The sequence below is a fragment of the Bradyrhizobium sp. 190 genome, assembly GCF_023073415.1.
In the GTDB taxonomy this organism is placed as follows: domain Bacteria; phylum Pseudomonadota; class Alphaproteobacteria; order Rhizobiales; family Xanthobacteraceae; genus Bradyrhizobium.
Map to the genome: position 1 here is coordinate 94,280 of NZ_JADPJL010000029.1, position 13,677 is coordinate 107,956.

13 protein-coding genes are annotated in these 13,677 nt (G+C 62.7%); 7 read left to right on the forward strand and 6 right to left on the reverse strand.

The annotated features are described in order from the left end of the window. Positions 1-110 precede the first annotated feature (110 nt). Entirely contained in the window at positions 111-758 is a 648-nt protein-coding gene (locus IVB22_RS19120; RefSeq protein ID WP_247518845.1) for a carbonic anhydrase, read from the forward strand. Between the two features lie 107 nt (positions 759-865). On the opposite strand, the gene IVB22_RS19125 is transcribed toward IVB22_RS19120, so the two are convergent. Then, the gene (locus IVB22_RS19125) at positions 866-1,900 is read right to left on the reverse strand and encodes an aspartate-semialdehyde dehydrogenase (RefSeq protein ID WP_247518846.1); all 1,035 of its coding nucleotides are present in this window, start codon (positions 1,898-1,900) and stop codon (positions 866-868) included. A gap of 117 nt (positions 1,901-2,017) precedes the next feature. Between IVB22_RS19125 and IVB22_RS19130 the strand changes: the two genes are divergently transcribed. Beyond that, complete coding sequence (locus IVB22_RS19130) at positions 2,018-2,821, forward strand: hypothetical protein (protein WP_247518847.1); 804 nt, start codon at positions 2,018-2,020, stop codon at positions 2,819-2,821. Between the two features lie 220 nt (positions 2,822-3,041). Next, a complete protein-coding gene (locus IVB22_RS19135) occupies positions 3,042-3,422 on the forward strand; it encodes a hypothetical protein (protein WP_247518862.1) in 381 nt (126 codons plus the stop codon). Positions 3,423-3,502: 80 nt separating this feature from the next. Here IVB22_RS19135 and IVB22_RS19140 read toward each other — a convergent pair whose 3' ends face one another. Both IVB22_RS19140 and leuB read right to left on the reverse strand, forming a co-directional pair. Beyond that, entirely contained in the window at positions 3,503-4,153 is a 651-nt protein-coding gene (locus IVB22_RS19140; RefSeq protein ID WP_247518848.1) for a CatB-related O-acetyltransferase, read from the reverse strand. Between the two features lie 150 nt (positions 4,154-4,303). Continuing rightward, entirely contained in the window at positions 4,304-5,416 is a 1,113-nt protein-coding gene (leuB, locus tag IVB22_RS19145) for a 3-isopropylmalate dehydrogenase (RefSeq protein ID WP_247518849.1), read from the reverse strand. Between the two features lie 257 nt (positions 5,417-5,673). Between leuB and IVB22_RS19150 the strand changes: the two genes are divergently transcribed. The 3 genes from IVB22_RS19150 (at position 5,674) to IVB22_RS19160 (ending at position 9,752) form a co-directional block, all read left to right on the forward strand. Continuing rightward, complete coding sequence (locus IVB22_RS19150) at positions 5,674-6,537, forward strand: EamA family transporter (RefSeq protein WP_247518850.1); 864 nt, start codon at positions 5,674-5,676, stop codon at positions 6,535-6,537. A gap of 93 nt (positions 6,538-6,630) precedes the next feature. Continuing rightward, the gene (locus tag IVB22_RS19155) at positions 6,631-7,821 is read left to right on the forward strand and encodes a YbfB/YjiJ family MFS transporter (RefSeq protein WP_247518851.1); all 1,191 of its coding nucleotides are present in this window, start codon (positions 6,631-6,633) and stop codon (positions 7,819-7,821) included. Positions 7,822-8,072: 251 nt separating this feature from the next. Beyond that, positions 8,073-9,752: a tetratricopeptide repeat protein gene (locus IVB22_RS19160; RefSeq protein ID WP_247518852.1), complete on the forward strand. Its 1,680-nt coding sequence runs from the start codon at positions 8,073-8,075 to the stop codon at positions 9,750-9,752. Positions 9,753-9,976: 224 nt separating this feature from the next. Here IVB22_RS19160 and IVB22_RS19165 read toward each other — a convergent pair whose 3' ends face one another. From IVB22_RS19165 to IVB22_RS19175, 3 genes are all read right to left on the reverse strand, one after another. Then, entirely contained in the window at positions 9,977-10,762 is a 786-nt protein-coding gene (locus tag IVB22_RS19165) for a molybdopterin-dependent oxidoreductase (RefSeq protein WP_247518853.1), read from the reverse strand. Between the two features lie 18 nt (positions 10,763-10,780). Next, a complete protein-coding gene (locus tag IVB22_RS19170; protein WP_247518854.1) occupies positions 10,781-11,410 on the reverse strand; it encodes a cytochrome b/b6 domain-containing protein in 630 nt (209 codons plus the stop codon). Positions 11,411-11,588: 178 nt separating this feature from the next. Then, positions 11,589-12,143, reverse strand: a complete 555-nt coding sequence (locus tag IVB22_RS19175; protein ID WP_247518855.1) for a fasciclin domain-containing protein — start codon at positions 12,141-12,143, stop codon at positions 11,589-11,591. Positions 12,144-12,581: 438 nt separating this feature from the next. Here IVB22_RS19175 and IVB22_RS19180 point away from each other — a divergent pair, with 438 nt between their 5' ends. Beyond that, complete coding sequence (locus IVB22_RS19180; RefSeq protein WP_247518856.1) at positions 12,582-13,505, forward strand: aminotransferase class IV; 924 nt, start codon at positions 12,582-12,584, stop codon at positions 13,503-13,505. The last annotated feature ends 172 nt before the right edge of the window (positions 13,506-13,677 follow it).

Below are 13,677 nucleotides of genomic sequence, written 5' to 3' on the forward strand. Positions count from 1 at the left end.
TTCCTCTGGAGGCTTGAACCCCACGCCCTAACATTTCAAACCGGGCTCCGAAAGCCTTGTTCCCGTCATCGGCTTATGGTTAGGCATGGCCAAAGACAGGCACAGGACACATGACAACGTCATTCCCGCAACATCTGCTCGATGGCTATCGGGCCTTTACCTCGCAGCGGCTGCCGACCGAACAGACGCGCTACCGGGAACTTTCCGAGCGTGGCCAGTCGCCCGCTGTGATGGTGATCGGCTGCTGCGATTCGCGCGTCTCGCCGGAAGTGATTTTCGACGCCGGTCCCGGCGAACTCTTCGTGGTGCGCAACGTCGCCAATCTGGTGCCGGTCTATCAGCCCGACGGCGGCGCCCACGGCGTCTCGGCCGCGCTGGAATATGCCGTCAACGTCCTGCGCATCAAGCATATCGTGGTGCTCGGCCACGCCCAGTGCGGCGGCATCAAGGCCTTCATCGAGAAGATCGACCCGCTGTCGCCGGGCGATTTCATCGGCCGCTGGATGGCCATGTTCATCAAGCCGGGCGAGATCGTCGAGCAGCGCGAGCGCGAAACGATGCAGGATTTCACCGTAAGAATCGAGAAGGCTGCGATCTTCCGCAGCCTCGAGAACCTGATGACGTTCCCGTTCGTGCGCAGTCGCGTCGAGCGCCGCGAGATGGAATTGCACGGCGCCTATTTCGGCGTCGCCGAGGGCTCGCTGTTCGTGCTCGACCCGGAAGCGAAGGAATTTCGAAGCGTGAGGGAAGTGGCGTAGGTGCCGTAGGGTGGGCAAAGGCGCAACGCGCCGTGCCCACCATCTTTCCTCGATCGCAATGCTGAATGGTGGGCACGCTTCGCTTTGCCCACCCTACGAGTTCGGCCTTACGCCGCCTTCTTCTTTGCGGTGATCAGCTTGCGGTTGATCAGGCATTCGGCGATCTGGATCGCATTCAGCGCGGCGCCCTTGCGCAGATTGTCCGACACGCACCACAGCTGCAGGCCGTTCTCGACGGTGTTGTCCTCGCGGATGCGGCTGATATAGGTCGCGTCTTCGCCGGCCGCCTCATACGGCGTGACGTAGCCGCCGGGCTCGTGCTTGTCGATGACCAGGCACCCCGGCGCGTTGCGCAGGATGTTGCGCGCTTCATCGGCGGTGATCGGATTCTCGAACTCGATGTTGACGGCCTCGGAGTGGCCGACAAACACCGGCACCCGCACGCAGGTGGCGGTCAGCCTGATTTTGGGATCAAGAATCTTCTTGGTCTCCATCATCATCTTCCACTCTTCCTTGGTGTAGCCGTCCTCCATGAAGACGTCGATATGCGGGATGACATTGAAGGCGATGCGCTTGGGGAACTTCTTGTTGATGAGCTCGCTGTTGGTGTAGACGGCCTTGGTCTGCGAAAACAGCTCGTCCATCGCATCCTTGCCGGCGCCCGACACCGATTGATAGGTCGAAACCACGACGCGCTTGATGGTGGCCTTGTCATGCAACGGCTTCAACGCGACCACGAGCTGCGCGGTCGAGCAGTTCGGGTTGGCGATGATGTTCTTCTTGGCAAAGCCCGCGACCGCGTCCGCGTTCACTTCCGGCACGATCAGCGGCACATCCGGGTCCATCCGCCAGGCCGACGAATTATCGATCACGACCGCGCCGGCGGCGCCGATCTTGGGCGACCATTCCTTCGACACCGAACCGCCGGCCGACATCAGGCAAATGTCGACGTCGGAAAAATCATAGTGCTCGAGCGCTTTGACCTTCAGGGTGCGGTCGCCATAGGAGACCTCGACGCCGACGCTACGGCGCGAAGCCAGCACCACGACCTCGTCGGCGGGGAATTTGCGCTCATCGAGGATGTTAAGCATTTCGCGCCCGACGTTGCCGGTCGCGCCGACCACAGCGACTTTGTAACCCATCGTTCACTCTCCGAGGAAAAATGCCGCCCCGCCGCGTCAAGCGGAAAGGGAGAAGGCAGCGCTTCTATGCGAGAAACGCCGATATGACAACGTTTGGCGGCTGTGTTTGGGCGTTTGATGCATTCGTTTCCGGCCGGTTCGGCCAGTTCCTACAATACGCTGAGCATCCGGCCAGTGCTGGCAAGCTTCGTGGACGAGGTCTGCGGCACGCTGGCACGGCTCTGCGCCTATCTCATGACGCTGGCGCTGATGGCCATTTGCGGTATCGCGCTATGGCACCATTTGCCCGATGTTACGGCGATGGAGACGTCGCCCAAAATCTGGAGCCAGGCCGGGCCCATCGCGCCCGCGTTCGCGGTAAGCCATCTCATTTTCCCCGGTAAGACAGAGACTTACGAAGTTTTTCGGCATCCCGAGGGCGGCCGCAAGGACGTCTTCCGCTGGAGCGGCATCGGCGGCACGCCGGTCGCCGAACTCGAAATCTATCGTCCGGGCGAGGAAATCGATCAGGTCGGCTCGGCGGCCGGCTACCTTGCCGCAAGGATGGACCCGGGTGGCCCGCGCGAGTTGGAGGCGGCAGGAATCATCGACAGCAAGTTCGGCGCCGTGACTCTGTTCCGCCGGGTCGGCGGCACCGAGGCCGCCCGCTCCTGCCTCCGATTTTTCAAACACGTCGACGAACCGAAAGTCCGTCTCTCCGGGTGGTCATGCCTGGGCGAGGATTTGCCGACCCGCCGCACCGCGATCTCCTGCATGCTGAACCGGCTGGTCCTGCTGACAGCCGGCAACGATACAAAACTGGCGGAATTGTTCGCCCATGCCGAGCTTCGGCGCAGCGATTGCGCCGCTTCCGGCCCGCCAGCGCTGTCGGGCGATTGGGTGACGGGCGCCGATAACCCGCGGCTGCGCGGCGCCATGTAAGCCGCCGCTGGCGGGACGTGCTTCCGCAGCCCCTTACAATTGTGGCAACAAGCGGCCAAGACACTGGTTTTCATGAAACTTTTTCGCTTCGCCCCGCATTATTCCGCTGCGGTGTGGCGCAATTGACCTAGCGACGATGGCCCCGCCGTGGCTACAATGCCGGCAATCAGATTTGGCGATCGGCCAGGCCCCCGCAAGGGCGGACAATGACGAGGATGCAATGACCCGAAAATTCCCCGCTGCGAGCAAGCTCGCGATGTTGCTTGCTGCGGCTGCCCTCGTCGCGATTGGCACAACCTCCGCCAGCGCACAGTCCAGGCAGCAATATGACCGGGACGGCCGCCCCTATTACGGCGCGAACGGTCCCAATCGGTCGTACCAGCAGGGCCCGCGCACCCGCGTCTTCGTCACCACCCGCTCCTGGCTCGATGCCGGCACTGAAGTCTTGCCGGGCGATCGCAAGTTCATGGATTACGCGTTTCCGTCGCCGTACGGGTACCCAACATTCGCGCGCGAAAACCTGAACCGCCCGATCGACCGCCAGCCGCTCAACCCGCCGTCAGATTTGGGCGGCCAGCCGACCCAGTTCCCGCTGTATTGAGAGCAGCATCCATTTGACGAAAAATGCCCGGTCTCGACCGGGCATTTTTTGTGGCGTTCGTGCACTTGCGCGTGCAGCTTCTACGAGGTCGTAGCCCGAGCGAGAGCCGGGTCGTAGCGCTCGCAAAACTGTTCGATCGCTTCGGAGCGGAAATCGTTCAGCCGCTCGAAGATCATCTCGTCCGGCCAATCCCACCAGGCGATGCGGCGCAGACTTTCGGCGATGGCATCTGGAAAGCGCTTCCGGATGGGGCGGGCTGGAACGCCGCCGACAACCGTATAGGACGGCACGCTGCGGCTGACGACGGCGCCCGCGGCGATCACCGCACCGTCGCCGACCGTCACGCCCGGCAGCAGGATGGCGGCATGCCCGATCCAGCAATCGTTGCCGACGATCACCCGGTCGCTGCGGCGCTCGACAAAGAAATCGCGGTCGCGCGTGGCCGTCGCCTCGTAATATTCCGGGCAATAGGTGAAGCGATGCTGGGACGGACGGCCCATGGGATGGTTCGGCGCGCCGATCCGGACCGAATTGGCGATCGCCGTGAACTTCCCGATCACGGCGTCGGCGATCTCGCAATTCTCCCCGAGATAGGAGTAGTCGCCGAGCGAGGAATATTCGATGCGCGTATTGCACAGGACTTCGCAACGCCGGCCGATCTGCGCCTCGCGCAGGCGCACCGTTTCATGGACGATTGTTTCCGCGATCTTGGGTCGATGCGACGCGTCCATGAACCGGCTCCGATGAAGTGATCAGCAGCGCGTAGTCGTCAGACTGTAGGGTGGGCAAAGCGCAGCGTGCCCACCATTCCCAGCGGAGTTCGTGATGGTGGGCACGCTTCGCTTTGCCCACCCTACGATTGCTACGATTGCCGGTGGCGCTTACGCGTGCAGCTTCTGCAGCTCTTTCAGGATCGCCTCGCCCATCTGCGTGGTTGAGGCAGAAGTCGTGCCCTCGGACTTGATATCAGCGGTACGAAGTCCGCTCGCGAGCACAGCCGCGATCGCCGCGTCGACCTTGTCGGCCAGCGCGCCCATGTCGAAGGAATAGCGCAGCGCCATCCCGAACGAGGAGATCATCGCGATCGGATTGGCGAGGCCCTGGCCTGCGATATCGGGCGCCGAGCCGTGCACCGGTTCGAACAGCGAGCGGCGCTTCTTGGTCTTGGCGTCGACTTCGCCGAGCGAGGCCGAGGGCAGCATGCCGAGCGAGCCGGTCAGCATCGCCGCGATATCAGACAGCATGTCGCCGAACAGATTGTCGGTGACGATCACGTCGAACTGCTTCGGCGCCTTCACCAGCATCATGCCGCCGGAATCGGCGAGCTGGTGCTCCAGTGTCACGTCCTTGTATTCACGCCCGTGCACCGCCGTCATGACCTCGTTCCAGAGCACGCCCGATTTCATGACGTTGCGCTTTTCCATCGAGGTCACCTTGTTGCGGCGCTTGCGCGCCAGATCGAAGGCGACGCGGCCGATACGCTCGATCTCGTAGGTGTCGTAAACTTGCGTATCGATGGCGCGCTTCTGGCCGTTGCCGAGATCGGTGATCGTCTTCGGCTCGCCGAAATAGACACCACCGGTCAATTCGCGCACGATCATGATGTCGAGGCCTTCGACCGCCTCGCGCTTCAGGCTGGAGGCATCCGCCAGCGCCGGATAGCACACGGCCGGGCGCAGATTGGCGAACAGACCGAGATCCTTGCGCAGCCGCAGGAGACCGGCCTCGGGGCGCACCTCATAGGGCACGCTGTCCCACTTGGGACCACCGACGGCGCCGAAGATGATGGCGTCCGCGGCCGCAGCCTTGGCCATGTCGCCTTCCGAGATCGACACCTTGTGCGCATCATAGGCGGAACCGCCGACCAGCCCCTGCTCGGTCTCGAATTTCGCGATGCCCTGCTTGTTCAGCCAGTCGATCAGGCGCTGCACCTCCCCCATCACTTCGGGGCCGATACCGTCGCCGGGGAGAAGCAGCAGTTTATGGATCGCCATGGTCGTTTACCTCCGGTGCGTCATGGCCGGGCAAAAGCGCGAAGCGCGTCTTCGCCCAGGTGTCCCGGCCATCCACGTCTTGTTTGCGTCGGCAGTAAGACGTGGATGCCCGGCACAAGGCCGGGCATGACGGAAAATGTGAAATCCGGGCGGAGTGCTAAAGCGCCGGAAGCGGATTGGCAAGGCGCAGAAAACAGGGCCAGAATGGCCGGGAAAGAGCAACCCGCGCCCCTCAAGAAGGCAGCAAGACGGACCTCATGACAGCAGCCATAATCTACGCCTTTGCCTCGGCGGGCTTCCTGGGCGCCGGGGTCGTTCTGGCGCAGCTTGGCCTGCGGACCGTCGATCCGCTGTCGGGGGCCGCAATCAGCGTCCCCTCCTTCACGCTGCTGTTCCTGCTGCTGTCGCCGCTGATCCTCCAGGACGAGCCCGTGGTCTGGCGCGGGCTGCCCATTTTCATCGCCATCGGCCTGGTCTTCCCGGCCTCGCTGACGCTGCTGACTTTTGCCTCGAACCGGGCGCTCGGGCCGGTGATCACCTCGACGCTCGGCAACCTCGCGCCGATGTTTGCGGTGGCAACGGCGGTGATCCTGCTGCACGAACCGCTGCATCCGCCGCAACTTCTCGGCCTCGTCGTGGCCGTTGCGGGTGCTGCGATCATTACCGTGACCCGCCCGCGCGACCTCGGCCATTGGCGGAGCTGGGCGCTATTGCTGCCGCTGTGCAGCGCGCTGATCCGCGGCGTCGTGCCGCCTATCGTCAAGCTCGGGCTTGAGGTCTGGCCGAGCCCGCTCTGGGCCTGCCTGATCGGCTACGTCATGTCCTCGCTGGTGGTGCTGACGGTACAGCGCGTCCGCAAGGGCAGCTTTGTCGTGCAGGCGCCGCGCGCGGGCCTGTTCTGGTTCGCAATGACCGGCATCAGCAACGGCCTCAGCGCGCTCACGCTGTTCGCCGCGGTCCGTAACGGCCCGATCACGCTGGTGGCGCCGCTCGCCGCGATCTATCCGCTGGTCACGGTGGGGCTGAGTGCGATGCTGCTCAAGCACATCGAGATTAGCGCGCGCATCGTGGCAGGGGCCGCGCTGACGGTGCTCGGCGTCGTTCTGGTGCTGATCGGCTGATCCCGTTGCAGGATTGGCAAGACACCGTTGCGGCCGGCACACCTGTGCAAGCCGGTACTCGCCTGCCACAATAGCGGCCTGCCGGAGTTTTCAGTGCGAGCCCCAGACACTCCCCAACTCTACACCCATCCTGCGCGGCTGATCCTCATCCTGTCGCTAGCGCCAACCGTCGGTCTCGGCATCGGCCGCTTTGCCTATGCGCTGGTGCTGCCGGACATGCGCGACACGTTGCTCTGGTCCTATTCCGCGGCCGGCTTCATGAACACGATCAATGCCGCCGGCTATCTCGCAGGCGCCCTGCTCGCCTCGCGCATGATCCGGCGTTTTGGCCTGGCGGCGTCGGTACGATGGGGCACGCTCGCCTGCGTGTTCTCGCTGGCGCTGTGCGCCATCACAGGCAATTTCTACGTTCTGAGTTTTGCGCGGCTTCTCGCGGGCGTCGGTGCGGCGGCCGGATTTGTCGGCGGCGGCACGCTCGCCGCAACGATCGCGCAGTCGCGGCCCGAACGCGCGAACTTCCTGCTCAGCCTGTTCTATGCCGGACCCGGGATCGGCATTTTGGCGTCGGGGCTGGTGGCGCCGTTTGTCTTGCAGGGATTTGGGCCGGGCTCGTGGTGGATCGTCTGGTGGGCGATGACGCTCCTCGCGGTCATCATGACGATCCCCGTCCTGCTGGCGCCGCTCCATGCCGGCGCCATGGCCGTTGAGACGGCAGCGGCCAAATTCGCGGTGGCGCCGGTCTTGATCTACCTCACCGCCTACTTCCTGTTCGGCGCCGGCTACATCGCCTACATGACCTTCATGATCGCCTATGTCCGCGACGCCGGTGGCGGCGCGGCAGCACAGAGCGCATTCTGGAGTCTGATCGGCCTCAGCGCATTCGTGACCCCATGGGTGTGGCGGCGCGTGCTCGCGCTCGACCGCGGCGGCCTCGCCACCACGATCATTCTCGGCGTCAACGCGATCGGCGCGGCGATGCCGATCTTCGGACACTCGGTATGGCTGCTCGCGATCTCGGCGCTGGTGTTCGGCGTCGCGTTCTTCGCGGTGGTCGGCTCCACCACTGCCTTCGTTCGCTTCAACTACCCGCCGCAGGCCTGGCCGACGGCGATCGCCGCCATGACCATTTCATTCGGCATCGGCCAGACGCTGGGGCCGATCGTGGTCGGCGCGATCACGGACGCGGTGGGCAGCCTGTCGTTCGCGCTGAATGTTTCGGCGGCGATGCTGGCGCTGGGTGCGGTGCTATCGGCGTTTCAAAGGAAGGTGGTACAGCAAGTGTAGGGTGGGCAAAGGCGCGCTTGCGCCGTGCCCACCATCCTCTTTCGTGGACATGAGTGGTGGGCACGCTTCGCTTTGCCCACCCTACGATTCAGATGCTTCTGGCCCTAACGTGACAATCGCCTGCGGCAGTTTGCGGCGTAAAGTGACGTTGCCTCGTGGTAGGGTGTCTGCTCGGCACTGTGCGTAAGCGGCACTAAACCAGACAGCTGACATCCCGAAGCAATCGGCGACGCAAAAAGGGAGAAGCGATCATGGAGCTGAAGGCAAACGCCCTGACCTATTTTGATCTCGGGCCGTACAGCCGCAAAATCACCACGTCGTCGCCTGACACCCAGCTTTGGTTCGACCGAGGCCTCAACTGGCTGTTTGGGTTCAACCATAGCGAAGCGATCAAGTGCTTTCAGAAGGCGCTGAAGCACGACGGCGAATGCGCCATGGCGCACTGGGGCATAAGCTACGCCTCGGGACCCAACTATAATCTTCCCTGGGTTCGCTATGACCCGCACGGCCGGCAGATGGCGCTGTCGGCATCCTACGACGCCATGCAGGCGGCGCTCGCGCATGCCGGAAAGGCTACTCCGGTCGAGCGGGCGATGATCCAGGCCCTCCCTGCGCGCTATCCCCAGCGCGAGGCGATCGAGGATATGGCGCCTTGGGACAAGGCCTACACCAGGGAAATGCGCAAGATCTTCGATGCCTTTCCCGACGATCTCGAGGTCCGGGCGGTCTTTGCCGAGTCAATCATGAACGAGACACCGTGGCAGATGTGGGACCTGCCCTCCGGCAAACCTACCGAGGGTGCGGGCACCGAGGAATGCAGGGCGGTGCTGGAATACGCGTTCGACAAACTCCCCGCTGCTTGGGATCACCCGGGCCTCTTGCATCTCTTTGTCCACCTGATGGAGATGTCGCCATTTCCGCAGCGCGCATTGCGGGCTGGTGATCGGTTGCGCGAGATCGTCCCGGACTCCGGTCACCTCATCCACATGCCGACGCATCTCGATGTGCTGTGTGGGCACTACAACGACGTCCTTGTCCATAATCAGAAGGCGCTGGCGACCGACCGCAGGTTCCTCGCCTATTCGGACGATCCGGGGGTCTACCTGGTCTACGTCATCCACGACTTCCACTTTGCGATCTACGGCGCAATGTTCCTTGGCCAGTACACGCCCGCAATCGCGGCGGCAGAGGAACTGATCGCCACGATCCCCGAGGCGGTACTGCGTATCGAATCGCCCCCGATGGCGGATTTCCTCGAGGGCTACCTGACGATGAAGCAACACGTCCTCGTGCGCTTCGGCAAATGGCGCGAAATCATCGAACAGGAGCTACCCGGGGATCGAGACCTCTACTGCTCGAACGTTGCCATGATCCATTACGCCAAGGCGGTCGCGCATTCGGCACTTGGCAATGTCGCCGAGGCCGAGACGGAGAAGGCGTTGTTCATGGCGGCGAAGACCCGGGTGCCCGAGAGTCGCCGCGTACACAACAATCATGTCGTTGGCCTGCTGGGCGTGGCCGAAGCCATGCTGAATGGCGAGCTGGAATATCGAAAGGGCAACCATGACGCAGCCTTCGCGCACCTGCGCAAGTCGGTCGAGCTTAGCGACGGATTGCCCTATGACGAGCCGTGGGGATGGATGCAGCCGACCCGACACGCGCTGGGGGCACTTCTCCTCGAGCAGGGACGGATCGAGGAAGCCGAGGCGGTATACCGTTCTGACCTCGGCCTTGACGGCAAGTTGAGCCGCGCCTGCCAGCATCCTGATAATCTCTGGTCGCTACACGGGCTGCACGAATGCCTGGTCCGTCGCGGAGAAAAGGTCGAGACGGCTCTGATCAAACAGCGGCTCGACCTGGCGCAGGCGCGGGCAGAGATTCCGATCAAGGCGTCCTGCTTCTGCCGTCGGATGGACATGGCGGCCGCGTAGTCGTTTCGCACGCCAGGTAGATCTGGCCCAAATGGTGGGCACGCTTCGCTTTGCCCACCCTACGGTTCTGGAGCAATATCTATCAGCGTCGTCCCTGCGAAAGCAGGGACCCATGACCACAGGGTTTCGTGGTTATGCGAAGCTGTTTCTCCAGCCATCTCCACAATTCAGATCACGCGGTATGGGTCCCTGCTTTCGCAGGGACGCGAGAGAGTTTAACGGACTCAACTTCCGCTGAACGAATTATACCCCTGGTCTTCCCAGAAGCCGCCCTTGTAGTCGTTGGTGACTTCCATCGAGATCACGTATTTCGGGCTCTTGAAGCCGAGTTTTGTCGGCACCCTGATCCTCATCGGGAAGCCATAGGCGCGCGGCAAAATCTCGTCGGCGAACTTGAAGCTCATCTGGGTCTGCGCATGCAGCGCGGACGGCATGTCCAGCGGTGAATTGTAACCGTCCCTGTCGGCGCACTGGAACCAGACATATTTCGCGCGCGTATCCGCGCCGATCAGTTTCAGGAAATCGCGCAAGGGGACGCCGGTCCAGCTTCCGATCGCGCTCCAGCCCTCTACACAGATGTGGCGCGTGACCTGCTTGACTTGCGGCAATTGATAAAGCTCGTCCAGCGTCCAGGACTTCTTGTTGTCGACGAGGCCACGCACCTCGAGCTTCCAGCTCTTGCCGTCGACTTCAGGCGCGTCGTCGACGTCATAATAGCCATTGAACGGGAACGGCTTTGTGATTGCGCTTTCCGGGAAGGTCGGCGCCATCGCATTGGGATTGAATATCAGTGCCTGCACACCGTCATTGAATTTCGAGACCTGCTTCAACATCTCCTCGGCCGAAAAACTGTCCGTCACATCGCAGCCCGTCAAAAGCGTCAGCGCACCGAGGCTGGCGCCGCCGGAGATGAAACGCCGGCGGGTGAGATCCGGCATCGTCTTCACCGCGTCCCTGATGAGGAGCGCCTTGTCGACGCCGGGGATGAGAAGGTTGCGCATGCGGCCCATGACCGTGCTCCCTTTGAGTTAGCGGCCGATGATCATCGCGCGCAGGCTCTTCGGCACCAGAAGGGCGAGCACGACGTGCACCACCATGAAGGCGACGATTGCCGCCATGCAGAAGAAGTGGACGTAACGAGCGGCTTCGTAGCCGCCGAACAGCGCCGTCAGATATTGCAACTGCACCGGCTTCCAGATCGCCAGGCCTGACAGCACGATGAGGATGCCGACGACGATGATTCCGGCGTAAAGCAATTTTTGCACGTAATTGTATTTGGTGAGATCGTCGTGCGAGAGCTTGCCGGTCAGCGCCGCCTTGGTATCCGAGATCACGCCCTCCGGCGTGATCGGCAGCAGCTTCTTGCGGAAGCGGCCGGTGACAAACCCCAGAACCAGATAAATCAGGCCGTTGACCATCAACAGCCACATCGCGGCGAAATGCCAGAGCAGCGCCCCACCGAGCCAGCCGCCCAGCGTGATCGAACGGGAGAATGTAAAGCCGAACAGCGGCGAGGCGTTATAGATCTGCCAGCCCGACATGATCATCAGGACCATCGCGAAGGCGTTGGTCCAGTGCACGGCTCGCACCCAGGCCGGCTGGATGACTTTCGCCTTGGTCGTTGTGGCTTGCTCGTCGCTGACTGTGAGGGCCGACATGGCTGTTCCCCGCTTGCATCTGGTATTGGTTTATACGCCGGGAACCGGCTTTCCGTTACCGCCGTGACACGATCAAATCGACGCATGGCGCGTATCGCGTTCACAAAAAAGCGAGCCGGGTTGCCCCGGCTCGCCAATCCACACGCCCTGTTGGGACCAGTCAGGGGCGCGCGGGAACTCAGGACGCCGGCATCAGCACGGTGTCGACCACATGGATCACGCCGTTCGACTGATTGACGTTCGAGATCGTCACCGTGGAGGAACCGCCCTTGGCGTCGATGATCCAGACCTTGCCGTCGGCCTTCTTGACGGTCAGTTCTTCGCCTTCGGCGGTCTTGAGCTTCTTGCCGTCGGTCAGGTCGGACGCGGCGAGCTTGCCGGGCACGACATGGTAGGTGAGGATCTTGGTCAGGGTCGCCTTGTTCTCAGGCTTCACCAGCGTCTCGACGGTGCCGGCCGGCAGCTTGCCGAAGGCGGTGTTGGTCGGCGCGAACACCGTGAACGGGCCCTTGCTTTCGAGGGTCTCGACCAGGCCGGCAGCCTTCACCGCGGCAACCAGCGTGGTGTGATCCTTCGAGTTGACGGCGTTCTGGACGATATTCTTGGAGGGGAACATCGCCGCGCCACCGACCATCACGGTCTTTTCCTCCGCGCTGGCGGGCGCGGTGATGGTGGCGGTGAGGGCCAGTGCGCTGAACACGGCGGCGGACAGAAGTGCAATACGTTTGGACATGGAATCTTCTCCCGAGGATTGCGATGGCCGACGGGTTATCCGCCGGTAGTGAAAACAACGACGCCAGGTCGATTGACCGGGTTGATTTCGTCGTCGTTGGGCCGAGCTACGGGAGGTTTTTCGGCCGGTTTCGGCGAATAAATTATCGTGATAGCTGAAACTTTTGCAGGCGCTGGCCGTGCGGCGTCCGCAGCCGTAGCCCGGATGGAGCGCAGCGCAATCCGGAGTTCTTTCTCAGCCGAGAGATATCCCGGGTTACGCTTCGCTCCACCCGGGCTACAAAATTCAAAAAGCTTGGGCTCAAGGGTGAGCCGGGTATTTCCGGGCTGGCTTCGGAGCGCTGCAATGAATGTGGAATTGTACGGTTGCCAATAACTGGCGCTATTGTCGCAACGGCTTGGTCTGGCTGGAGCCGTTGCGATATCTGGGAGATGACGCATGGAGAACTCGATCTTCGCCGAGGGCGCCGGCTATGTCAGGGGGCGCTTCGTCCCGATCGCCGAGGCGATGCCGCCCGTCACCGATTGGGGTTTTACGCGCTCCGATGCCGTCTACGACGTCGTGCATGTGTTCAAGGGCGGCTTCTTCCGGCTTGCCGACCATCTCGATCGTTTCGAGCGCTCGATGGCGAAGCGCCGGATCCGGCCACCGGAAGACCGCGACGCGATCGAGGCGATCCTGCATCGCTGCGTGGCACTGACCGGCCTCTCGGACGCCTATGTCGCGATGGTGGCCTCGCGCGGACGGCCACGCGTTGCGGGATCACGCCGGCCGGCCGATTGCGAAAACCACCTGATCGCCTATGCGCTGCCCTGGATCGATGTCGTTCCGAAGGACGTGCAGGCGCGGGGAGCCCATGTCTGGATTGCTTCGACGCCACGCGTGCCCGACGCCTCGGTCGATCCCACGGTCAAGAACTATCAGTGGAATGATCTGACCTCCGGCCTGCTGGAGGCGCACGACGCCGATTTCGATACAGCGGTGCTGTGCGACACGCAGGGTTTCCTGACTGAAGGGCCGGGCTTCAACGTCTTCCTCGTGAAGGACGGCAGGGTGACGACATCAGATCGCGGCAGCCTGCACGGCATCACGCGCCGATCGGTGCTGGAACTCTGCGCCGAACTCGGCATCGAGGCTGCGGTTGAACCGATTCCCCGATCGGCGCTCGACCACGCGGACGAGGTCTTCCTGGCGACGACGGCCGGCGGCGTCATGCCCGCATCGCGCATCGGCGCACGCATCCTCGGCAACGATCGGCCCGGGCCGATCTCAATGCTGCTGAGGGATACCTACTGGCGCAAGCACGAGGAGGGCTGGCACCGGACGCCGGTCCGCCCCCTGGAGGCCGATGCCGGCGAATGAATTATCGTGATTTGTAAAACTTTTGAGGGCCCGAGCCGTGCCACGACGACCCATCTCTCTCGTCGTCCCTGCTTTCGCACTAGCAGATGCACACATCGTGGCTGCGACGGAATGACTCGCTATGTTGATTTGGTCTTCCATGGTGACGAATTGCTGTGATTCTGTGTCTGGC